Consider the following 23,856-nt stretch of genomic DNA (forward strand, 5'->3'; position numbering starts at 1 on the left):
AATAGTCAAAAATATGAGAAGTGTGACAGAATATGGCGGGACAATAATAAGATTTGTCCTGCTATATTTTTATGTTGAAAGATGTGTGTGATTTCTGTATCGCATTACTGATCATTTGCTGCAGGGGCATCTGAAATATTTTGCAAAAGACAGAAAACTGCATACAAAATCCGAACGCACAGGGTACTGAATGTTTACAAACAGTATGTGTAATTCGTAAAAACAGGATAAAATAAAGTAAAAACAAAAAAACACTTAGATTTCGCAAGTTTTTGCTTTACATTCTTAACTTACTATACTATAATAGGGAACGTGGTCAGGAAAGAATAAGAGATCACATTTAAAATGTATATATCCGCTGTTGCGGAAGATGTTTAGAAAAAATTTTTAGGAGGATTTTCACTATGTCATACGTTGATGAAGTACTCGAGATAGTACAGAAGAAGAATGCAGATCAGCCTGAGTTCTTACAGGCAGTAACAGAGGTTCTTGATTCACTCAGACCTTGCATCGAGGCAAATGAGGAGCTTTACAGAAAGAACGCTATCCTTGAGAGAATCACAGAGCCAGACAGACAGATCATGTTCAGAGTACCATGGGTAGATGACAACGGACAGGTACAGGTAAACAGAGGTTTCCGTGTACAGTTTAACAATGCCATTGGACCATACAAGGGAGGTCTCAGACTTCATCCATCAGTAAACCTTGGTATCATTAAGTTCCTTGGTTTCGAGCAGATCTTCAAGAACTCACTTACAACACTTCCTATCGGTGGTGGTAAGGGTGGCTCAGACTTCGACCCTAAGGGCAAGTCAGACAGAGAGATCATGGCATTCTGCCAGAGCTTTATGACAGAGCTTAGCAAATATATCGGCGCTGACGTTGATGTTCCAGCTGGTGATATCGGAACAGGCGCCAGAGAGATCGGTTTCATGTTCGGTCAGTACAAGAGAATCCGCGGATCATTCGAGGGAGTTCTCACAGGTAAGGGACTTACATATGGCGGATCACTTGCCCGTACACAGGCTACAGGTTACGGATTACTTTACCTCACAAACGCATTATTAAAGGATCACAACATTGACATCGCTGGCAAGGTATGTGCTGTATCTGGTGCTGGTAACGTTGCAATCTACGCAATCGAGAAGGCTCAGCAGTTAGGTGCTAAGTGTGTAACATGTTCAGATTCTACAGGCTGGATCTACGATCCAGAAGGAATTGATGTTGCACTTCTTAAGGAAGTTAAGGAAGTTAAGAGAGCACGTCTTGATGCTTATGCTGCTGCCAGACCATCAGCTGAGTACCATGTAAAGAAGGATGCAAATGATCACGGCGTATGGTCGATCAAGTGTGATCTTGCTCTCCCATGTGCTACACAGAACGAGCTTAACCTTGACGACGCTAAGATGCTTGTTGCAAACGGCGTTATCTCAGTAACAGAGGGTGCTAACATGCCTACAACTCTTGAGGCTACTAAGTATCTTCAGGAGAACGGTGTTCTCTTCGTTGGTGGTAAGGCTGCAAATGCAGGTGGTGTTGCTACATCAGCTCTTGAGATGAGCCAGAACAGTGAGAGACTTTCATGGACATTCGAGGAAGTTGACGGCAAGCTCAAGGGAATCATGGAGACAATCTATGCGAACATCTCAGATGCAGCAAAGAGATACGACATGACAGTTGGCGGAAATGCAGACTATGTTGCAGGTGCTAACATCGCTGGTTTCGAGAAGGTTGTTGACGCTATGCTTGCTCAGGGCGTTTGCTAATCCTAGGTAATAGGCGAGAGCCATATCTTCAAATCAACTAGACATAAGATTATAATATAAGACTATAGACGTCCATCTGTGGAGTGATCCGCAGATGGGCGTTTTTGCGTTGTAGCAGTATCCTGCGCTTACTTTTGGGGTGATCTCTATGTTGTATATCCAATCATATTTGTCTACCCTCACTTTGACTTAGCTTCTATCATGCACGCCGCGCCAAGCACGATAAGGACGCATGGCTCTCTGCGGCGGCACAGAAGCGTCAAAGCTCGGTCGCCGGCACTACCGATTGGAGATACAACATAGAGAACATACCCCAAAAGTAAGCGCAGGATACTTTTATATATTTAAACTTCGTTTAAGTTTGGCAGGTTATTATAGCCTCATCAAGAGGAGATAAGACAAGAAAGGATGATGCTTATGGCAGACAACACGTTTAAAAGATATGAACTTAAATACATGCTGACTCGATACCAGTACAAGCAGATAAAGAGCGAAATGATAAGGTATATGCAGCCGGACAGGTTTGCGCATAGCCAGATCATTAACATATATTTTGACACTCCTTCCCACAGGCTCATCAGAGACTCCATAGAAAAGCCGGTTTACAAAGAGAAGCTCAGGCTCAGAAGCTATGGAGTCCCGGATGACGATTCAGAGGTTTTTATCGAGCTCAAGAAGAAATACAAATCTGTTGTGTACAAAAGGAGGCTGGAGGTGTCTGAACAGGAGGCCATGGATTATCTGGTGGGCGGTCAGCCGCTGCACGAGGATTGTCAGATAGGAAGGGAGATAGATTACTTCATGCAGGTGTACAAGGATCTGGAGCCTGCGGTGGTTCTCTCGTATGAGAGAGATTCCTACAAAGGAATAGATGATCCGGAGCTCAGGATCACGTTTGATTACAATATACTGTGGCAGAATGACGATCTGACACTTCAGAAAGAACCATATGGGCACAAGGTCATACCAGAATATAAGGTGCTCATGGAGATTAAGATGGCAGGCGGATTCCCGCTGTGGCTGTCACATCTGCTCACAAAGTATGGAGCATACAAGATATCATTTTCAAAGTATGGAGAGGCGTATAAACAGATGGTAGGCTGACATAAGTGGATCATATACATTTAAAGCCAGAAACTAAAAAAGACGAATTATGTAAATGATAAAGTGGCAAACATAGACAGGAGGAGATAGAAGATGACAGGATTATTTGACAGTATATTTGGAACGGCGACAACGATATCAGTGCAGGAGTTTCTGATCTGCATAGCGGTATCCCTTATAATAGGAGTATTCCTTGCGTTGGTTTACGCATTCAGAAGTAAATACACCCAGAGTTTTCTGGTGACATTGGCACTTATACCTGCGGTTGTGTGCGTGGTGATCATGATGGTAAATGGCAATGTTGGCGCGGGTGTTGCTGTGGCAGGTGCATTCAGCTTTGTAAGGTTCAGATCGGTTCCAGGTTCGGCAAAGGAGATATGCGCCATATTCCTTGCGATGGGAGCTGGACTTGTGACCGGAATGGGATTTATAGGATATGCAGTATTATTTGCCACCATACTAGGCGGAGCGATGTTCATTTGCAGCCTTACTGGATTTGGCGGCGGAAGGGATGAAGAGAGAGCCCTGAAGATCACCGTGCCTGAAAATCTCGACTATACAGAGGCATTTGATGAGATACTTGCCGACTGTACAGACAGTTACAGACTGACAAATGTGAAGACGACCAACATGGGAAGTCTGTTCAAGCTTACATATGTGGTGAAGCTTAAGAATGACACAAATCAGAAGGATATGATAGATAAGCTCAGAGTGAGAAATGGCAACCTTGAGATCGTGCTGGCACAGGTGGATTCGGGGGACATGACATTGTAGAAGTCAGTTGATAAGGCAGATACTTAGTAAGGAGATGATCGTATGAGGAAGAATAAATATATGAGACATATAGCGGGAATCCGCAAATGTCTGGCTATAGGGTTGACAGCGGCCATGTGCATGGCAATGCTTGCCGGATGTTCAACCAGCCAGAGCACAAGCTCGACTTCAGATACTGAGGTGACAAGTGATGTGAGCACAGAGACTGACGCTGATAAAGTAAGCCCAAATGGCAGTGCGGATGCAGAGAATACCAGTGTAAAGACAGAGATGACTGTGGAGGAAATGCAGGCGGCTATAGATGAAGCCATGAGCGATGCGGCTATAGATATAACAGATATGTTCACGAAGCGGGATCTGGCGGGAACCTATGATGAGAGCGAGACTGTAAAGATAACATTATCGGGAAAGACAGCCGCATGTAATAGTTTAAATGTTCAAATCGAGGATGGAGTGGTGACTATCAAAGCGGCCGGTGTATACGTTCTGTCAGGGACATTCACAGACGGCACCATCGTGGTGGATGCGGGCGATGATGATAAGGTTCAACTTGTACTTGACGGAGTATCGATCACGGCTGCGGACTATGCGGCTATATATGCAAAGAACGCTGACAAGGTATTTGCTACGTTGGCGGAAGGGGCAGGGAACAGTCTTACGGTGTCCGGGGACTACGTTCAGACGGATGACAACAATGTGGATGCCGTGATATTTGCCAAATGCGACCTTACACTGGGCGGCACCGGAAGCCTGACGGTCAAAGACACTACGGGACATGGAATCGTGTCCAAGGATGACCTGGTGGTTACAGGTGGCACTTATACCATAGACAGTCAGGATCACTGCCTAAACGGCAAGGATAGCGTGAGAATTGCGGACGGAACATTTAACCTGAGTTGTGATGAGGATGGTATACATGCGGGAAATGACGACCAGCAGGATGGATATATATATATAGAAGGCGGAGACATCAACATATCGGTTGGGGATGACGCGATCCATGCGGAGGGACTTCTGATAATAACCGGTGGAGATATAGATGTATCTAAGAGTTATGAGGGGGTAGAGGGGTATAAGATCCTTGTGGCTGGCGGTAATATAGATGTGATATCCAGTGATGACGGCTTTAATGCAGCTGGAGACGGCGCAGGTTCGGGAGACAACCATGATGGTTTTGGAGGCGGCCCAGGCATGGGCGGGGTGGACATGGATGCCGACAGTGATGCATATATTCTTATAACAGGAGGAACGATAAATATAAATGCCAACGGTGATGGAATAGATTCCAATGGCTACATTGGAATCACAGGAGGCAGCGTATATGTACTCGGCCCTTCGGATAATGGCAATGGTGCGATGGACTACGGAATCTGTGCGGCGATAACAGGCGGCGAGATCGTAGCTGTGGGTGGTTCCGGTATGGCTCAGGGATTTGGAGATGAGTCCACACAGTGCTCGGCTATTGTTAACTTTGATGAGTGGGTTGACTCCGGCGAGACGACCACACTCACCGATTCAGATGGCAAGGAGGTGCTCAGCTATAAGGTGGATAAGAAATTTAACTCGGTTGTCATCAGTACATCAGATATGAAACAGGGTGAGACCTACACTCTGACTGTTGGAGACCAGAGCAGTACATTTACACTGGATGATATTACATACAGCGAGGGCTCAGGCGGAATGCAGAGACCGGGCGGCAATTTAGATAATGGCGGAATGCAGAGACCGGACAGCACAGGTGACGATTCGGATAACGATGGTATGCAGAAACTAGATAGCACAGGCGGCGGTTCAGATGCTGGGGATGGACAGAACTCAGATAATGGACAGAATGGAGGACAGGATAGCGGCTCCCAGACAACAGAAACGATTAAAAATACAGAAAGTATAAGCATATAGAAGATAATTCCAGACGCTTTAATAGCCGAAAACAGTTGATTAATTTGCAAAAATGCTTAATATTATAAAGACATGAGATTTTTGTAGTTAATACACAGTTGGTAAAAAGAGCAGATACCCAATATGACTGGAAGGAGAACCCATATGAAGTTATATGTTGCAAGACACGGAGAGACGGAATGGAACAGACTTAATAAGGTCTGTGGCAGGACAGATTCCCATCTTACAGATAAAGGACTTCAGCAGGCACAGCTCCTTGCAGAGAGATTGGATAGCTGCTCTATTGACGTGATAATAGCATCGCCGCTCTCCAGGGCACAGGAGACGGCCGGGGCGGTGGCGGAGAGAAAGCATTTGCCTGTCATCACGGATGAGAGGCTTATAGAACAGGATTACGGTGTGTATGAGGGTGTTCAGAGGGACGACAGGGATTTCCTGAACAACAAAAGGATGTTCGCATACAGATATCCCGGAGGAGAATCCATGATGGATATCGCCAGGAGAACGTACGATCTGATAATTGAAACCCGCGAGACATATCCGGATTCGTCGGTGTTGTTTGTCTGCCATAACGGAATATGCAGGGTGATATGCAGCTATTTCATGGATATGACCAACGAGGAGTATTTTGGATTCAGTCAGGACAATTGTGGGTACAATATCTACGAGTGCTGATCTGAGAAGGAGTGTTTTATAATATGAAGGAATTGCTTATAGATTCATTTAAGGATGCACTGTTTGATACGGTGAAGCTCATCCCGTTTCTGCTCATCACCTATGTGGTCATGGAGTGGCTTGAGAGAAAAACTGCAGGCCGACAGGCACATGTGCTTGGAAAGGCAGAGAAGCTTGGGCCATTGATTGGCGGAGTGCTGGGAATAGTGCCACAGTGCGGATTTTCACTTATGGCATCCAACCTGTACAGCGGAGGCGTGATAGGGGCGGGCGTGCTCATAGCCGTGTTCATGTCAACCTCGGACGAGATGCTGCCGATCATGCTGTCAAATGACGCGATAAGCGTGGGGACAATAGTGAAGATCCTTGCGACAAAGGCGGTCATAGCCGTAATAACAGGCTATATGGTAGGATTTGTGCTGGACAGAATGAGAAAGCCGGTCCAGGTAAAGAAGATAGATCCGGTTCACAGACATGGTGGACATGATGAGCACGAACACCATAGCGGACATGCGCACAGTGACTCTGCAAAAGCGGCAGAAAGCTCTCTGCACACACAGAATATAGTGTATAAGGATGCTGCTGAGAAGAAAGGAAAGGGACATGTGCATGACTATGTCCATGAGCACAGTCACGACCACGGACATTTGGGAGAGAAGAATATCCATGAGGTGTGCGAACAGGAACACTGCGACTGCGAGGGGGGAATATTCAGATCTGCTCTGGTGCACACTGCAAAGATTGCGATATTTATATTTATATTCTCACTTGTGATAAATGTGATCATAGAGGCTATAGGAGAGGAATCCATAGCCCGTATATTCAATGATGTGCCTGTGCTTGGAGAGGCGGCAGCAGCGTTGGTGGGCCTTATTCCTAACTGTGCGGCATCAGTCATAATAACCGAGCTGTATCTTCAGGGAATACTCAGCGCGGGTGCTATGATGTCAGGACTTCTGGTGAGTGCAGGAGTAGGCCTTGTGGTGCTCTTTAGGATGAACAGGCATAGACCTGCGGAGAATATAAGGATAGCAGTGGTGCTGTATGCTGCAGGACTTGCGTGGGGACTCATAATAAATGCTCTTGGAATCACATTTTAGCAGAGTGTAGAGAAAATAAATGTAAGCGATGCGCAGTGACCGCATTGCAATAAAGTAAAAAAGGGCTGCGAAAAAACTCAATCGAGTTTTTTCACAGCCCCTTGTGTGTGTGTTGTTACTTTGTGCGTTTCTTACCGCAGACAGGACAGATATCCTGATCCGTAGGCTGTCCGCATCCCCAGCAGATCCAAGTGTCCCCTTCACTGGATGGTTGCTCCTCCAGCTTTTGTGTCGGCTTCATCTTGAAGTTTTTGGAAACAATCTCCACATTGCCGTCCTCGTCAAGAGTAGTCTTGATATCTGCTGCGGCGGGAGATGTGTCCGATGAAATATTTTTCTTCTTTTTCCCAAATCCAAATCCCATTTTATAACCCCGATTCTATAACATATAATATATTCTAATGCAATATATACAATTAAGCAATAGAAATTTGGACAAAATCGCCTATGCTGTTGTAAAATTTGATGAAAAGTACCTATTGCCATGCGCCATCAAATGTGATCACCTGACCATTCAGGTATTCTCCACACTCGGCAATGTGCACAATGAAATCTGCCGCTTCATAAGGTGTGGCCATTCTTCCTGCAGGTATTTCATCCTCCAGCATCTGGCGTTCCTCCGGTGACAGATGACCGTTCATGGAGGTGTCAATTGCGCCAAATGCTATGGCGTTGACGGTTATACCGCTTGGAGCAAGCTCTTTTCCAAGAGCCTTTGAGAAGGAATTTACAGCACCTTTGGAGGCTGAATATGCGGCCTCACACGACGCACCGACATTTCCCCACACGGATGAGATATTGATTATGTGTCCTTTGTGGAGCTGGATCATGTGAGGAACCACGAGTCGGCAGCTATTGAAAACCGAGTATACATTTGACTTCATGGTTCTGTCAAAATCCTGGGCTGTCATATCGTTTATAAGCCCCACATAAGATATGCCGGCATTGTTGATGAGGAGATCGATGTCGCTGCCGAGATGATCTATGGTATTTTGTATAAACTTCTCCATAAATTCCATATCCCCGGCGTCTCCGGTCTCACAGTAACAGATGCAGCCTTTTGCCATAAGTTCGTCTCTCAGAGAGAGAAGCTCTTCTTTGTGTTTGAATGAAGTGATAGATATGCTGTTATATTTGTCTGAAAGCGCCAGTGCTGTCGCCCTTCCGATGCCTGTCGAGGCGCCAATTATTATCGCTGTTTTCAAATCTGTACCTCCGCTATTTGTGAACAAAAATTTAATTCTAGTATATCATGCGAATTAAATGTTGAAAATAAAAAAGCACTTTGGTATACTCTAGTTGTTTTTGTTAACAAATGAGAATATACATTTATATTGAGATGGAGGCTATATAATGGGTAAGAAAGTAATGAAATTATTCTTAGATACAATGCTCAGAGCAGCGGTTATCATACTTGCAGTGGCTATAGTTGTCATGCTCGTACTGCTTGCACGAACCGTCAGCAAGAGCAAGAAATCAGACGCATCGGACACGGGCAATAAGACAAGCATCGTGACTGAGGAGTCAGATCCGTCAGATCCTACATTTGGAGGTTCAGGCGATGCTGCAGACAGTTCAGACACATCAGCGGATGACAGCTCACAGGATGCTTCAACAGAGGATGCAGGAGCGGGAAATGCCAAGAGTGCAAATGTAGTAGTGCTCAACGCATCAGGCGTGTCAGGTGTGGCAGCTACATGGCAGACAACACTCACAGCGGATGGATACACATCAGTAGATATAGGAACATATGACAACGGAGATCAGTCAACAACAGTTATCTATACATCAGATTCATATGATGTGAGCGGACTAGTAAGCCTTTTGGGCGGTGCAGCAACGGCAGACAGATCAGATATTGACTCATCTGTTGCATCAGATGTCGACATTTCAGGTGCAGACATTGTCGTAGTAATAGGTGTGGACAACGCAGCCAACAACTAGATATAGAAGAATATGTAGAAAATATATAGAAAACTCTGCTGATATCGTAATAGAAAACACCGATATCAGCAGAGTTTTTTTACTGTAGTACAAAATGTTACAGATTTTGCCGGCTGTTCTACATTTTTCTGGTTTGTCAAGTATATATATGAGTAAAAACAATAGGCAAAAGTAATAAAATATACCGAAAACGTGACGAAAAACCCTATTGACATAAATGGGTATGGTGAAGGTTTCACAAAAAAGGAAGTTTAAACCAAGGAAAAACGGTTCGAAAACCGTCAAAATGTTGCAAAATTTGTGCATGTATACAATTTAGACAAAAGTTCAAAAATTTTTTTGAGCAATAATCACATAGAATGAAAAATGCCAATGATGTAGAATAACAATAGTTTTTAGGGTGAACAAAAACAAGATTATATACACTACGGAGGTAATTTCAAATGGCAAGTTTATCACTTAAGAACATTTACAAGGTATATCCTAACGGATTCAACGCAGTTAAGGACTTCAACCTTGAGATCGAAGACAAGGAGTTCATCATCTTTGTTGGACCATCAGGATGTGGAAAGTCAACAACTCTTAGAATGATAGCAGGACTTGAGGATATCAGCTCAGGTGAGTTATGGATCGGCGACAAGCTCGTAAACGATGTAGAGCCAAAAGACAGAGATATTGCGATGGTATTCCAGAACTACGCTCTGTACCCACATATGTCAGTATATGATAACATGGCATTTGGACTTAAGTTAAGAAAGGTTCCAAAGGAGAAGATCGACAAGGCTGTACATGAGGCAGCTAAGATTCTTGATATCGAGCATCTTCTTGACAGAAAGCCAAAGGCTTTATCAGGTGGACAGAGACAGCGAGTTGCTATGGGACGTGCAATTGTCCGTGAGCCAAAGGTATTCCTTATGGACGAGCCTCTTTCAAACCTTGATGCTAAGCTTCGTGTACAGATGCGTGTTGAGATCTCAAAGCTTCATCAGAGACTCCAGACAACTATCATCTACGTAACACATGACCAGACAGAGGCTATGACACTTGGTACAAGAATCGTAGTTATGAAGGATGGTATCATCCAGCAGGTAGATACACCTCAGAACCTCTACGACAAGCCATGTAACCTGTTCGTTGCCGGATTCATGGGTATGCCACCTATGAACTTCATCGATTGTAAGGTTGTTAAGTCAGGTGCTGACGTTCTCCTTATGTTCGGTTCACATTCAATCAAGGTTCCAGACAGCAAGGCTGAGAGACTTATCGCACTTGATGCTATCGATAAGGAAGTTGTTCTTGGTATCCGTCCAGAGGATATTCATGATGAGCAGCTCTTCATCGAGTCATCACCAGAGAGCGTAATCGATGCAAGAATCAACATCTACGAGATGCTTGGTGCCGAGGTTTACTTATACTTCACAATCGACCAGTTCGATATCACAGCAAGAGTAAATGCTCGTACAACAGCTAGACCTGGCGACACAGTTCAGTTCGCATTTGACTTAAGCAAGATCCATATCTTCGATAAGGAGACAGAGGAGATCCTTGTTAACTAGTCTTAGATAACACATAGAACTTACAATTACACTCCAGATAACTGGAAACAGTAGTTTAATTCTTGGAAAATTGAGAAAATGCAGAAAATACATATAAAAAATCTGCATTTTCTCTTTTTTTTTCTACAATTTTGCTTTAAAATAAGAGTAATGGATTACGGGATAAAACGTATAATGAGTATAAGGAGTGAAAAGAATGATATCAAACCAGATTCTTCAGGATACAATAGACGGATTAAAAGGTATAACAAGAACTGACCTGTGCGTGTTGGACACAGAGGGAAAAGTGCTTGCGTCAACACTTAAGGATATAGATGACTGCGAGGATTCAGTTCGTGCATTTGTTGATTCACCGGCAGAGAGCCAGGTTGTAAGAGGTTATCAGTTCTTCAAGGTGTTTGACGATAACCAGTTAGAGCATATTCTCATGGCAAAGGGCGAGACCGATGATACATATATGGTCGGCAAGATTGCAGCATTTCAGATTCAGAACCTTTTGGTCGCATACAAGGAGAGATTTGACAAGGACAACTTTATCAAGAACCTTCTCTTAGACAATCTCCTTCTGGTTGATATCTACAACAGAGCAAAGAAGCTCCACATAGATACTGATGTGAGAAGAATCGTATTTATCATAGAGACAAAGAATGAGAAGGATACCAATGCACTTGAGACAGTACGTAATATCTTCTCAGCCAAGACAAAGGATTTCATCACTGCTGTGGACGAGAAGAACATCATTCTTGTCAAGGAAGTCAAGTCCAACGAGACATATGACGACATGAACAAGATTGCCAAGGTCATCGTTGACATGCTCAATACCGAGGCGATGTCATCTGTACATGTATCATTCGGAACAATTGTCAATGAGATAAAGGAAGTTTCACGTTCATACAAAGAGGCTAAGATGGCTCTGGATGTTGGAAAGATATTCTATGAGAACACAGATATCATAGCATACAGCAATCTTGGAATAGGACGACTTATTTACCAGCTTCCACTTCCTCTGTGCAAGATGTTCATCAGAGAGATATTTGACGGCAAGAGCCCTGATGAATTTGACGAGGAGACTTTGTCAACTATCAACAAGTTCTTTGAGAACAGCCTGAACGTATCAGAGACATCAAGACAGTTGTACATCCACAGAAATACTCTGGTATACAGACTTGATAAGTTGCAGAAGAGCACAGGCCTTGATCTGAGAGTATTCGAGGATGCCATCACATTTAAGATCGCTCTTATGGTTGTAAAGTACATGAAGTACATGGAGTCACTGGATTATTAAAATGTCCGGTGGACAGTTATCTGGAATATAGATTGCATAGAAGCGGCAGCCTTACATATGGATATATGAAGACTGCCGCATCGTGTATTAATTTTAATTCACAAACTATACACAACAAAACAATCAATATGTAGTATAATGAAGCGTGGATGAAATGAATCAGAATCATCCGACTATGGACAAATGTAAGATAATGTACAGTTTATGCCGTAAAGAGGCAATATAGGAGACATGAGATGATAGAGTTAGAGAACGTGAGTATGACATACCCTGGGGGCAATCAGGCGCTCAAGAATGTGAACATCAATATAGAAAAAGGCGAGTTCGTATTTATAGTTGGAAGCAGTGGATCAGGCAAGACCACTCTGTTCAGGCTTATGCTCAAGGAGCTCGATCCTACGGAGGGAAATATCACTGTTGCCGGATACGACTACGGCAAGATCAAGAGGAAGGATATACCGAAGGTCAGAAGAAGGATAGGGGTTGTGTTCCAGAACTTCAGACTTCTCAAGGACAGGACTATATACGAGAATGTCGCATTTGCACAGAGAGTCATCCAGACCCCGGCGAGATATATCAGAAGACGAGTTCCGGCCATGCTGACGCTGGTTGGACTTGCAGACAAATACAAATCATATCCAAAGGAGCTCTCAGGTGGTGAGCAGCAGAGAGTTGCCATGGCGAGAGCACTGGTCAACAATCCTGACATCATACTGGCGGATGAGCCTACAGGAAATCTCGATCCTAAGAACTCATTGGATATCATGAACCTCCTTGAGGATATCAACAAGAGAGGAACCACAGTTGTCGTGGTAACCCACAACAAGGATATCGTCAATGAGATGAAGAAGAGAGTTATCACCCTGAAGAAGGGTGTAATTATCAGCGACGAGAAGGAAGGAGGATATATAGATGAAGATTAGTACATTTTTCTATATCCTCAGACAGGGCTTTGCAAATATAAGAAGAAATATTCTGTTCTCACTTGCATCACTTGGAACCATCATATCATGTCTGTTCCTCTTTGGAATCATATATGCGGTGGTTGTAAACTTCCAGTCCGGTATGCAGGAGCTTGAGAATACAGTTACAATATCAGTGTTCTTTGACGAGGATGTGTCGGACGACACGATACAGCTTATCGGATCACAGATAAGAACTCTGGATTATGTAAACACGATGGATTACGTGTCGGCGGATGACGCATGGAATAAATTTGTTGAGCAGAACTACGATGATCCACAGGCGGCAAAGAATGCATTTGGCGAGGACAATCCACTTAAGAATTCGGCCTCATATGAGGTTACGCTCAAGGATGTGGCCAGACAGCCGGAGTTCGTGGCATTTGCCCAGGGGCTTTCAGGAGTCAGAAAGGTCAAGAGCTCTGACGTGACTGCGGACAGCATCACGACACTGTCATCCCTTGTCGGATATGCATCCATAGGAATAGTTGTGATACTGATGCTGGTATCTATCTTCCTTATAAGCAACACTATCACCATAGGTATCACGGTGCGAAAGGAAGAGATAGGGATCATGAAGCTGATCGGTGCGACAAATGTATTTGTACGGGCGCCGTTCATCATAGAGGGTGTGATCATAGGTGCGGTCGGTTCGGCTATACCACTGGTCCTTCTGTACTACATGTATGATAAGATACTGACATATGTTGCCGGAAGGTTTAAGGTTGTCACAACGCTGTTTGCATTTGTGAGCCAGCATGACCTGTTCAAGACCATGATACCGGTTGGACTTGTGCTTGGTATTGGTGTTGGACTGGTAGGAAGTATCCTTACCACGAGGAAGCATTTGAGAGTATGATATAATGAGCATTGCGACGGATGCGCTTGCGCAAGACGTCATAATGCGAATGCCCTCATTGAGCCGGCAGGCGATATAATATAATGAAGCACGCTGATGCGTGCGCAGGTCATCGCGCTCACGCACGACGACATAAGATATACTAGTTAATTGTTAGATGGGGATAACAAGGAGTAGTAGATTATGAAAAAGAAAGTCAATGTAAAATGGAATATCAGAAGGATGGCATTGCTTGTTGCGGGATGTGTAGTCATGGGGGGCATGGCTGCGTCTCAGACCGGGGGAAATATGGCATATGCCATGACGAAGGAAGAGGCTGAGCGTCAGAAGGATGATGCCAGTGAAAACGAGAAGAATGCCAAGGACGTTCTGGATTCTCTGGAGGAACAGCAGAACAAGATCGTTCAGGACGTTGCGGATCTGGATGCCAAGATGACATCCGTCCAGACTCAGATAACGAGCCTGCAGGAGCAGACAGACGAGCTCCAGACGGAGATAGACACAACTCAGAAAAGTCTGGATGAAGCTCAGAAGGCAGAGGATGAGCAGTATGAGGCGATGAAGCAGAGAATACAGTATCTGTATGAGGAGGGGGAGACGGAATATGTCGATGCCCTGCTCACATCCATATCATTCAGCGATCTCCTGAACAAATCAGAGTATATAGACCAGATATCGGAATACGATCAGAGGCAGCTTGCAAAGCTGATCAAGACCAAGACAGATATTGCCAATTATGAGGCGCAGCTTGAATCTGACCTCAGACAGGTGGAGTCGGTCAAGACGGATCTGGAGAGTAACGAGGCTGAACTGCAGACCCTTATAGATCAGAAGCAGGAAGAGATCACCAGATATGATGGCGATATAGAAGCCCAGAAGTCGTTGATGAACAAGTTTACTGTGGCCCGTGAGGAAGCCGAGAGGCGTATCGCGGAGATATCCAGACAGGAGATGGGCAAGGCAAATGCAAATGGTACGGGTGCGTATACGAAAGATGGAAAGGTATACGACACCTCCAAATATAAGGGCAAATTCATGTGGCCGGTATCGACCGGAGGTGTTATCACGGATGAATTTGGTTACCGAGATGCTCCTACAGCGGGAGCAAGTACATATCATCAGGGACTTGATATAGGCTGTGATTATGGAACAGATATTGTTGCGGCGGAGGCCGGCACAGTCGTGATGTCCTGCTACAATGGCGGCGGTGGCAACATGGTCATGATCAGCCACGGCGGCGGAATATGTACGGTATATATGCACAACTCACAGCTATGTGTAAATGTTGGCGACAAGGTTGTGAAAGGTCAGGTCATAGCAAAGGCAGGAAGTACGGGTGTGTCGACAGGTCCGCATTGCCATTTTGGCGTGTCGATAGACGGAACGTATGTCAATCCGCATGACTTCCTTGGACAGTAGACCGGGCAGGGGATATGGAGAGATTCAGGTATTTGATGGCAATACAAGGTTAGGAGATAATGATATGAGGAAAATGTTGAAGAAGACAGTAGTGACAGCGGTGCTGGCAAGTACGGTGATCGGTCTGACGGGTTGCGGTACATCAGGTGTGTTCAGTGGCACACTCAGCGGCAAAACCGGCAGTTCCACCAAGATAACCTATGATGGCAATCTGTTGGATGCGGACGTACTTGACAAGACAGAGAAGATCGAGAGTATCATAGACAATTATTATTACAATGATATTGACGATGATACGATCAGGGAGGGCATATACAAGGGTATAATGGAATCCCTTGACGATCCGTATGCACAGTATTACACCAAGGAAGAGTATGCCAAGCTGCAGGAGGATGATTCAGGTGAGTATGCCGGAATCGGAGTTACGGTCAGCAAGGATGAGGATACGGGATATGTCCGTGCGGTAAATATCCTTGAGGGTGCACCGGCTGAGAAGGTGGATATACAGCCTGATGACATTATTGTACAGATAGACGATCACGAGATCACTACAGACGATGATCTTGACTACCTCGTATCACTCATAAGAGGTGATGCTGGAACTGATGTTACGCTGAAGATATACAGGGAGCGTGATAAGGCTTACCACGATGTCACCATCACTAGGGAGATCGTTGAGTACAGCACGGTATCATCATTTATGATAGACGACAAGATCGGATATGTGAGGATCACGCAGTTCATAGACAACACAGACGAGCTTTTCCAGAAGGCAGTTGAGGAGCTCAAGAATGAGGGCATGCAGGCACTGATGATCGATGTCAGAAGTGATCCGGGTGGAATGCTTACCACGGTCGTAAACATTTGCGACTATCTGCTCCCAGAGGGAACCATAGTGTCCATCAAGGACAAGACCGGCAAGGTTGTGGACGAGTATAAATCGACAGATGATGAATACCTCGATATGCCTATGGTAGTCCTGACAAATGAGTACAGTGCCAGTGCGTCAGAGATACTTACATCGGCACTCAAGGAATTCGGGGCTGCAACTGTTGTAGGAAAGAATACCTACGGTAAGGGAATCGTGCAGAGCGTTATACCACTTGGTGATGGCACAGCGATCAAGCTCACGACACAGAAGTATTTCACACACGACGGCAACGATATCCACAAGAAGGGTGTTGCGCCTGATATTGAAGTGGATCTTCCAGATGATTATACCTATGAGGATTTCCAGGGCAAGAATGACAGCCAGTACCAGAAGGGTATTGAGGTTTTGAAGGAGAAGCTGAAGTAGGGATTAAGATAGAGATTGGTATAAATATTGTTATATAATAGATTTCAATATTGAGTGGGTAGGGCAGATGACGTTACTGCGTTATATAAATTTGTCAGTGAAGTATCTGTTCGAATGCTATCGTATATGTAAAATGCATAAATAATTAAAACAACATAATTTTTAGATAATATGCAGCACAAAAGTGCTGCATATTGTGTTATACTAGGAAATGTTCAGAAATCTGTTATAAGTAATAAAAGGCAACAAAGGAGATATACATGGATAAGGAACTGATTATCGTATTGGACTTTGGCGGACAGTACAACCAACTGATCGCCAGACGTGTAAGAGAGTGTAATGTATATGCCGAAGTACATCCGTACACATTGCCGCTGGAGAAGATCAAGGAGATGAATCCAAAGGGAATCATCTTCACGGGCGGACCAAACAGCGTATACAAAGACGATTCACCTAGCTGCAGCAAGGAGATATTCGAACTGGGTATTCCTATTCTCGGAATATGTTACGGTTCACAGCTCATGGCTCATCTGCTGGGCGGCAAGGTCAGCACGGCCCCTGTCAGCGAGTATGGAAGAACAGAGGTAGAGGTTGACAAGACATCCAAGCTGTTTGCAGATGTGAATGACAAGACCATCTGCTGGATGAGTCACACAGACTATATTGCAGAGGTGCCAGAGGGCTTCAAGAAGACAGCTTACACTCCTGTATGCCCAGTGGCAGCCATGGAGAATGCTGAGAAGAAGCTGTATGCGACTCAGTTCCACCCAGAGGTTATGCACACCGAGGAAGGTATGAAGATGCTCAGAGCATTTGTCATGGATGTATGCCAGTGTGCAGGCGACTGGAAGATGGATTCATTTGTAAAAGATACAATAGAGAGCCTCCGTGCCAAGATAGGCGAAGGCAAGGTGCTGTGCGCCCTGTCAGGTGGTGTGGACTCATCAGTAGCTGCGGTTCTCCTGTCCAAGGCGATAGGCAAGCAGCTCACATGTGTGTTCGTAGACCACGGTCTTCTCCGTAAGAACGAGGGCGACGAAGTTGAGGCGGTATTCGGACCAGATGGACCTTACGACCTGAACTTCATCAGAGTAAATGCTCAGGACAGATTCTATAGCAAGCTTGCCGGAGTAACCGAACCTGAGGCAAAGAGAAAGATAATAGGCGAGGAGTTCATCCGTGTATTCGAGGAAGAGGCAAAGAAGATCGGTGCCGTTGACTTCCTCGTACAGGGAACCATATATCCTGATGTCATCGAGTCAGGCCTTGACAAGTCAGCGGTCATCAAGTCCCACCACAACGTAGGCGGACTTCCTGACTATGTAGATTTCAAGGAGATCGTGGAGCCACTCCGTCTTCTCTTTAAGGACGAGGTCCGCAAGGCCGGCCTTGAGCTTGGAATCCCAGAGTACCTGGTATTCCGTCAGCCATTCCCAGGCCCAGGCCTTGGAATAAGAATCATCGGAGAGGTCACAGCCGAGAAGGTCAAGATCGTTCAGGATGCCGATGCCATCTACCGCGAGGAGATCGCAAAGGCAGGCCTCGACAGAAGCCTCGGTCAGTACTTCGCAGCCCTGACCAACATGCGTTCAGTTGGCTGTATGGGAGATTTCAGAACGTACGATTACGCCGTAGCACTCCGTGCTGTAAATACAACAGACTTCATGACAGCTGATTGTTCAGAGATACCATTTGAGGTGCTTCAGAAGGTAATGAACAGGATTATCAATGAGGTTAAGGGTGTGAACAGGGTAATGTATGATTTGACTAGTAAGCCACCTGGAACGATTGAGTTTGAGTAGACAGATTGTTGTTTTTAAGAACTTGCAGGCTTTGATTTTACTAAGTTTTTGAAAACTTGGTTACAGAGCAAGTAATAAAAAAGTAATACTTTTCAGAAAAGAGAATAATTTTAGAGAGAACCACATAGGTGAATATTGCCTATGTGGTTCTTTTAATTTATAAGATCAGGTGCAAGCGAAGAGATATATATCTTTAGAGATTGACTACTAACGCTATTGATATTATAATGGTTGCTAATTAAAACACTATTATGGTGGAGGAGGGGACATATTGGATTAAAAAATAGATGTGTTAATGATGATACGATAAAGATGAAGAAAGAGAGATTTGAGTATGAAAAAAATAATAATGATTTTTATAAGTGCGAGTTTAATTATGAGTCTTTGTGGATGTGATTTTGTTGATAATGCAGTCGATGATATGAAAAAGGATAGGGAGTGGGCAATAGAAAATAATGCTTTTACTGATGGAAATGGTTCAGGGAAAAAGAGTAGCGATGAAAATGATAGTAGCTCAGACAATCAGACAGTCGATCAGCCAAAAGAAAGTGATGATTCTAATGAACTAAAAGTCGGGGAGACAACAACATTTACTGTAGATCAAGGTGAAAAGGAAGGAGAGATTGAATTAACTATATTGAATTGGGGAAGCGTATGGAGTGATAATTATGCGCAAAATATAATCTGGTTTGATACGGAATTTAACAATGTAGGAGAAAATCCGGTAAGTATATCAGCGGCTTTGTTTGCTGTTTACGCCGATGATTATTCAGTTGACTTATCGTATTTAGAGTCTGATGGATTGCAGACAACTTCATTGGATAGCGGTCGTAAGGCAAAGGGAAGGGTTTATGCTGTTGTCGATGCAAACTCTGTCAACTCAATAGAAGTTCAAGTGAGCAGCGCAGTGTGGGTATTGCAAAGGATAGATACTTCGGAACCTAATTCTGTTGAAACTGATTCCACAACAGAAAATGAGGTCGCTACAGAGGAAACTTCTACCTCGTATGGTGATTTTTCAGGAGAGTATACAGGATCTAAATATACAGCGACCGTAACCATGTACGCAGAAACGATGACTTCTTCAGATGATGAATTGGTATGTGGTACTATAGATATATTCTGTAATGGGGAGAAACTTTTTTCTAAAGATTTGTATTTGGAGGATGAAGACACTGCACCGTGGAACAAGCAATATGATGTATTGTGTTCTTTTGCAGGTTTTGATGTAGGTAAAAATTATGCTGGATTTACACAGAGTGCGGGGAAAAATAGCCTTGATTTAGGATTTGATGGAGAATATTCAGACACTCTGGAAATAAATAACTAGTCAGTTAAATTACTACATAATAAAAGCTGAACTTGTCAATATTGTGATTATTGGCAAGTTCAGCTTTTTATATTGTATTTAAGAAAGCAAGTAATGATTCTTTTTGAGAAGCATTTAGTTGGTATATTCGTTGTATAAGAGGATCATTAGTCAAATTTAAGCTTTCATCGTCAAAAAAATCTTTTAAAGAAATTCCCAGTGTCTGACATAATTGGAATAGCACTTCTATAGTGGGATTTTTGTTCCCAAGTTCAATATCACGGACGTAACTTTGGCTGATTCCAGCAAGATTGGCAAGTTTGTTGGTGGATATTTGCTTTTGCTCGCGAAAAAAGCGTAGTCTATCTCCGACAGGGTACTCATAGGGTTCATGTGTATTTGCCATATATGGAAACCTCCAATTAATTCATTATAGAGATAGACTATCAAAGTTTTTGAGATAAAATTACATCTAAAGAGTTGATAAATTATCTTTATAGATATATAATATGAGGCGAGTTTTATCTTTATAACGATAAGTAAATAGGGACAATGCATAGGAGAGGAGAATACATATGGATAAGACAGGTATAACTATCGCTTCGGCGGCAACTGGTACATACAACATGATAATTGAGGCTGCAAAAGGTGAAGTTGCAAGAACAGAGAATATATCCAAGGAGGAAATGATCAAACGTCTGGATACTATATTTTTACAGAATTCAGACGATGAGTATAAGGCATCAGTTAAGAAACTGTTTTCTCCGTGGAAGAAGGGGGCATCAATAATATCTCCTGATGGTAAGTATGAGCTCAAAACTTTTATAATTGGATGGTATTCCAAGTATTTGAATTTAAGATCCAGCAGAATATGGATTTACGACAAAGAGACCAACGTCTGTTATGAATGTAAAGCTTGGGCAATGAAAAAAGTCGTAAAATTTGTGAAGAGAAGATAAGATTATTTACAAGCTTAGATTAAAACATATCAAAAGAGGACAAATGCAATGAAAAAGAAGATATATATGCTCATTATGTGCATGCTTACTGTTTCAGTATTATTTGGCTGCGGAAACGATGAAACACAAGAGCAACAGGCAGATCAGGGCACTTATTTTAAAATAGTTGATGAAATAAACAATGGAAATTATGAAACTGCATTTTCGGATATAGAGAAAAATTATGGTAATGTTGATTACAAAGATCCTTCTGATGGAATGAATAAGATGCTTTTATATCGGCTTTACTATGATACATAGGAAATGTTTGATGATGAGATGGGTGTGCTGCTTGATTATTTGAAGGCGGTTGATTTCAAAGCAATACTGGCTGAGGATGGTATAAGTCAGGAGAAAGAAAATATTAAAACTGTTATTAAGTCGGCCAATAAGATAATTGATAAGGTAAATGCTGAGAACAGGACAAATGCGGTTGATGTGATAGGACAGGATAATCTGGACAAATATGGCAATTAGGAATATGGAAATCCAATAAAAAATAATAATTCAAAGCTAAATAAGGTGAAAACATATTTTGGAATACCCGAAGATGAGAAAATTTTTATTATTTTAGATTCTACTATTTTAGGAAAGGGTAAATCTGGATTTGCTATTGGAACGGATGGAATATACTATTGTCAATCTAATAAATGTGGGAAAATCACTTGGAATGAGTTGAAAAATAAAACAACAAAAAAGGCGTTTAGTTCTATAAAAATTGGTGAATTAGATTTTGTGTGTAATGCCGAAATTGAGCAAACAAGTCTTTATGCCATTTTAAGAAACATAAAATCAGTAGTTAATTTTATTGATGAAAAAGAAGTAAAATCACAAGATAATAATGAAAAATAAGTAGGGGGTAATTATAATAATACAGAATCTGAAATAACAATAAAGGAAAGTTCTCCAAATGATGTTAGGTTAGTTGCAGAGAAATATTTTTCGGATGACGTATTTGGCGAAAAAATACTTTTATTTGACAAAAATTATGATAGAGATGCTGTAAAGTATATTACACGACATTATTCTTTAGAAACTATGGAAGATCCATTGTTAATTTTTAATTACAAAGGAGATCATGAGCAAGGTTTTCTTATTACAACTCACAGAGTTATATGGAAATATAGAGGCTTGTCGGGAGAATGGAGTATCAAAGACATAGGTGCTGTTGATAGCGCAAAGTTCATGTCATATATGAAAAAATTTTATGAGACTTACTACAATGATGAATTTGTGACAACACTGTTGACACAAATTAGTTGGAGTAACCATCTTGCTATTATGTCCAAAGCAAAAACTGCAGAAGAGAGACATTTTTATATGACCCTTTGCATAAAGGAATCATATTCAGCCCGAGAGCTAGATAGACAGATTAATAGTGGTTATTACGAAAGATATATGCTTTCCAAAGAAAAACTCCTGCCAGAACAAATAAAGGGACTGAAAGAGAATCCGTTTTTGGATTCGTATGTTATTGAATTCCTTGATTTACCAAAGAATTTCAAGGAGGCTGATCTGCGAAAAGGTCTGATCCAGAACATGAAAGAATTTATTCTCGAAGTTGGAAAAGATTTTACTTTCATAGATGAGGAATACCGGGTACAGGTCGGTGGCGAAGATTTCCGAATTGATTTGTTATTTTTCCATAGAGGACTCCAGTGTCTGGTTGCTTTTGAATTGAAAATTGGCAAATTCAAACCGGAATATATCTCTAAAATGGATTTCTATCTGGAGGCATTAGATCGTCAGAAGAAGAAAGAAAATGAAAATCCAAGTGTTGGGATGATTCTTTGTGCTTCTAAAGATGATGAAGTAGTGGAATATGCGATGAGCAGAACCCTGTCTCCGATGATGGTAGCGGAATATAAACTACAGTTGCCGGATAAAGCGGTGTTGCAGAAAAAACTGCAGGAATTGATCAATATGCCGCTGATCGAAGAATAAATTTTGTTGTGTTGGCGTGAGTACAATTTGAGTACAATTTTTATACCAGTCAAAATCAGGACAGAAAATATGGCGAATAAAACGATGAAAAGTAGCGAAAACGCTATTAAAATCATTGTAATTAATCTCCCGTGAGTCGAGTTCGAATAACGGACTAAAATGCCGAAAGCCTGTATTTATGCGGGCTTCCGGCATTTGTTTTATCAAATGGCTCTAGTTTGGCTCTATTTGTGGGCAGGATAAGGGTTGCGAAAGCACTGATGGAGAAATAAAGGCATAATGGTAAGGGAAAAGTGATATATGCATCTTGGAAGCACAGGAATACTGAAAATTATAAGTTCAGCTGGAACAAAAAGTATGTTATGTACTGGAGAATTCCGGTAATCTGTGGGGAGTAATTGCGGGAAAAAAGGGAAAAGCGTATAATGCAAGAAAATAATGTTTTCACAGTGTAAAATAGAGGAGAGAACTATCATGCAGAAAATACTGATTGTAGAAGATGATACAAATATCAATAATCTGCTTCAGGAAGCATTATCCAAAGCAGGCTATTCCTGTGAGCAGGCGTTTTCCGGAACTGAGGCAAAGCTGCTTTTGAATATGCAGGAGCATAGCTATGAACTGGTGTTGCTGGATTTGATGTTGCCGGGAATTACAGGAGAAGCAGTTCTGGAGGAAATACGGAAAAAGGGAAATCTTCCGGTTATTGTTTTGACTGCGAAAGATAGCTTGGATGAAAAGGTAAAGGTTTTAACTAGTGGGGCTGATGATTATATAACGAAACCTTTTGAAATCAGAGAGGTACTGGCAAGAATTAAGGTACAGCTTCGTCATACAGAAGAAAAGGAAATAAAAGAATCTAACCTTTCGTTCAGAGAGATGGTATTGAACAAAGCTACTTTTCAGGTCAGCATTGGTGGAAAAATACTTCCTAAGATAACAAGACAGGAGTTTGCGATTTTAGAATTACTGCTCAGAAATCCGAAGCAGGTTTTCAGTAAAGAGGACATTTTTGAATATGCGTGGGACGAACCATATATGGGTGAAACAAAAACTCTGGATGTACATATAAGCAATATTCGTAAAAAGATAAAAACAGTTACATCTGAGGAATATATTGAAACAGTCTGGGGAATCGGTTATCGTCTTCATCTATAATCTTT

The 23,856-nt window shown here is 42.6% G+C and carries 24 protein-coding genes; 21 read left to right on the forward strand and 3 right to left on the reverse strand.

Features of this window, described 5'->3' with window-relative positions; all coding sequences use genetic code 11:
* Positions 1–404 precede the first annotated feature (404 nt).
* The 6 genes from gdhA to DWX57_RS09905 all read left to right on the forward strand — a co-directional run bounded on the left by gdhA (position 405) and on the right by DWX57_RS09905 (position 7,318).
* A complete protein-coding gene (gene gdhA, locus DWX57_RS09880) occupies positions 405–1,766 on the forward strand; it encodes an NADP-specific glutamate dehydrogenase (RefSeq protein ID WP_120123962.1) in 1,362 nt (453 codons plus the stop codon).
* Between the two features lie 417 nt (positions 1,767–2,183).
* Positions 2,184–2,870 (forward strand): polyphosphate polymerase domain-containing protein, encoded by a 687-nt coding sequence (locus tag DWX57_RS09885; protein ID WP_120124061.1) that lies wholly within the window; start codon positions 2,184–2,186, stop codon positions 2,868–2,870.
* Between the two features lie 93 nt (positions 2,871–2,963).
* The gene (locus DWX57_RS09890) at positions 2,964–3,644 is read left to right on the forward strand and encodes a DUF4956 domain-containing protein (protein WP_120123964.1); all 681 of its coding nucleotides are present in this window, start codon (positions 2,964–2,966) and stop codon (positions 3,642–3,644) included.
* 42 nt (positions 3,645–3,686) lie between these two features.
* Positions 3,687–5,543: a carbohydrate-binding domain-containing protein gene (locus DWX57_RS09895; protein ID WP_120123967.1), complete on the forward strand. Its 1,857-nt coding sequence runs from the start codon at positions 3,687–3,689 to the stop codon at positions 5,541–5,543.
* 144 nt (positions 5,544–5,687) lie between these two features.
* Positions 5,688–6,218 carry a histidine phosphatase family protein gene (locus DWX57_RS09900; protein ID WP_120123969.1) on the forward strand — a complete coding sequence of 177 codons (531 nt, stop codon included), beginning with the start codon at positions 5,688–5,690 and terminating at the stop codon, positions 6,216–6,218.
* 23 nt (positions 6,219–6,241) lie between these two features.
* A complete protein-coding gene (locus tag DWX57_RS09905; protein WP_119998687.1) occupies positions 6,242–7,318 on the forward strand; it encodes a putative manganese transporter in 1,077 nt (358 codons plus the stop codon).
* A 115-nt stretch (positions 7,319–7,433) separates the two neighbouring features.
* Here the strand turns inward: DWX57_RS09905 and DWX57_RS09910 are convergent, their stop codons facing one another.
* Together DWX57_RS09910 and DWX57_RS09915 are read right to left on the reverse strand one after the other, a co-directional pair.
* Positions 7,434–7,682 (reverse strand): hypothetical protein, encoded by a 249-nt coding sequence (locus DWX57_RS09910; protein ID WP_120123971.1) that lies wholly within the window; start codon positions 7,680–7,682, stop codon positions 7,434–7,436.
* 112 nt (positions 7,683–7,794) lie between these two features.
* Positions 7,795–8,523 (reverse strand): SDR family NAD(P)-dependent oxidoreductase, encoded by a 729-nt coding sequence (locus DWX57_RS09915; protein WP_120123973.1) that lies wholly within the window; start codon positions 8,521–8,523, stop codon positions 7,795–7,797.
* A 148-nt stretch (positions 8,524–8,671) separates the two neighbouring features.
* Between DWX57_RS09915 and DWX57_RS09920 the strand changes: the two genes are divergently transcribed.
* From DWX57_RS09920 to DWX57_RS09960, 9 genes are all read left to right on the forward strand, one after another.
* Entirely contained in the window at positions 8,672–9,262 is a 591-nt protein-coding gene (locus tag DWX57_RS09920; RefSeq protein WP_120123975.1) for a LytR C-terminal domain-containing protein, read from the forward strand.
* A gap of 443 nt (positions 9,263–9,705) precedes the next feature.
* A complete protein-coding gene (locus tag DWX57_RS09925) occupies positions 9,706–10,818 on the forward strand; it encodes an ABC transporter ATP-binding protein (protein ID WP_004851294.1) in 1,113 nt (370 codons plus the stop codon).
* A 196-nt stretch (positions 10,819–11,014) separates the two neighbouring features.
* On the forward strand, positions 11,015–12,103 hold the full coding sequence (locus DWX57_RS09930) for a PucR family transcriptional regulator (protein ID WP_055224350.1): 1,089 nt from the start codon (positions 11,015–11,017) through the stop codon (positions 12,101–12,103).
* A 236-nt stretch (positions 12,104–12,339) separates the two neighbouring features.
* Complete coding sequence (ftsE, locus tag DWX57_RS09935) at positions 12,340–13,026, forward strand: cell division ATP-binding protein FtsE (RefSeq protein WP_120123977.1); 687 nt, start codon at positions 12,340–12,342, stop codon at positions 13,024–13,026.
* Complete coding sequence (gene ftsX, locus DWX57_RS09940; protein WP_015533994.1) at positions 13,016–13,924, forward strand: permease-like cell division protein FtsX; 909 nt, start codon at positions 13,016–13,018, stop codon at positions 13,922–13,924. Before ftsE ends, ftsX begins: the two co-directional genes overlap by 11 nt.
* Before the next feature lie 183 nt (positions 13,925–14,107).
* Positions 14,108–15,343 carry a murein hydrolase activator EnvC family protein gene (locus tag DWX57_RS09945; RefSeq protein ID WP_120123979.1) on the forward strand — a complete coding sequence of 412 codons (1,236 nt, stop codon included), beginning with the start codon at positions 14,108–14,110 and terminating at the stop codon, positions 15,341–15,343.
* Between the two features lie 64 nt (positions 15,344–15,407).
* Complete coding sequence (locus DWX57_RS09950; protein WP_119998677.1) at positions 15,408–16,640, forward strand: S41 family peptidase; 1,233 nt, start codon at positions 15,408–15,410, stop codon at positions 16,638–16,640.
* 260 nt (positions 16,641–16,900) lie between these two features.
* Positions 16,901–18,442, forward strand: coding sequence for a glutamine-hydrolyzing GMP synthase (gene guaA, locus DWX57_RS09955; RefSeq protein WP_120123981.1), 1,542 nt, complete (start codon positions 16,901–16,903; stop codon positions 18,440–18,442).
* Between the two features lie 334 nt (positions 18,443–18,776).
* Positions 18,777–19,772 (forward strand): hypothetical protein, encoded by a 996-nt coding sequence (locus DWX57_RS09960; RefSeq protein WP_120123983.1) that lies wholly within the window; start codon positions 18,777–18,779, stop codon positions 19,770–19,772.
* Positions 19,773–19,839: 67 nt separating this feature from the next.
* Here the strand turns inward: DWX57_RS09960 and DWX57_RS09965 are convergent, their stop codons facing one another.
* The gene (locus DWX57_RS09965) at positions 19,840–20,157 is read right to left on the reverse strand and encodes a helix-turn-helix domain-containing protein (protein ID WP_120123986.1); all 318 of its coding nucleotides are present in this window, start codon (positions 20,155–20,157) and stop codon (positions 19,840–19,842) included.
* 169 nt (positions 20,158–20,326) lie between these two features.
* Between DWX57_RS09965 and DWX57_RS09970 the strand changes: the two genes are divergently transcribed.
* From DWX57_RS09970 to DWX57_RS09995, 6 genes are all read left to right on the forward strand, one after another.
* Positions 20,327–20,710 carry a hypothetical protein gene (locus DWX57_RS09970; RefSeq protein WP_119998665.1) on the forward strand — a complete coding sequence of 128 codons (384 nt, stop codon included), beginning with the start codon at positions 20,327–20,329 and terminating at the stop codon, positions 20,708–20,710.
* A gap of 48 nt (positions 20,711–20,758) precedes the next feature.
* Positions 20,759–21,010, forward strand: a complete 252-nt coding sequence (locus DWX57_RS09975; protein WP_120123988.1) for a hypothetical protein — start codon at positions 20,759–20,761, stop codon at positions 21,008–21,010.
* Between the two features lie 3 nt (positions 21,011–21,013).
* Positions 21,014–21,226 (forward strand): hypothetical protein, encoded by a 213-nt coding sequence (locus DWX57_RS09980; protein WP_120123990.1) that lies wholly within the window; start codon positions 21,014–21,016, stop codon positions 21,224–21,226.
* A gap of 45 nt (positions 21,227–21,271) precedes the next feature.
* Complete coding sequence (locus DWX57_RS09985; protein WP_119998662.1) at positions 21,272–21,601, forward strand: hypothetical protein; 330 nt, start codon at positions 21,272–21,274, stop codon at positions 21,599–21,601.
* A gap of 186 nt (positions 21,602–21,787) precedes the next feature.
* Positions 21,788–22,693: a PDDEXK nuclease domain-containing protein gene (locus tag DWX57_RS09990; protein WP_243104877.1), complete on the forward strand. Its 906-nt coding sequence runs from the start codon at positions 21,788–21,790 to the stop codon at positions 22,691–22,693.
* Positions 22,694–23,167: 474 nt separating this feature from the next.
* Entirely contained in the window at positions 23,168–23,851 is a 684-nt protein-coding gene (locus DWX57_RS09995) for a response regulator transcription factor (protein WP_207666516.1), read from the forward strand.
* The last annotated feature ends 5 nt before the right edge of the window (positions 23,852–23,856 follow it).

This window comes from Coprococcus sp. AF19-8AC (assembly GCF_003603115.1).
GTDB lineage: Bacteria > Bacillota > Clostridia > Lachnospirales > Lachnospiraceae > Coprococcus > Coprococcus aceti.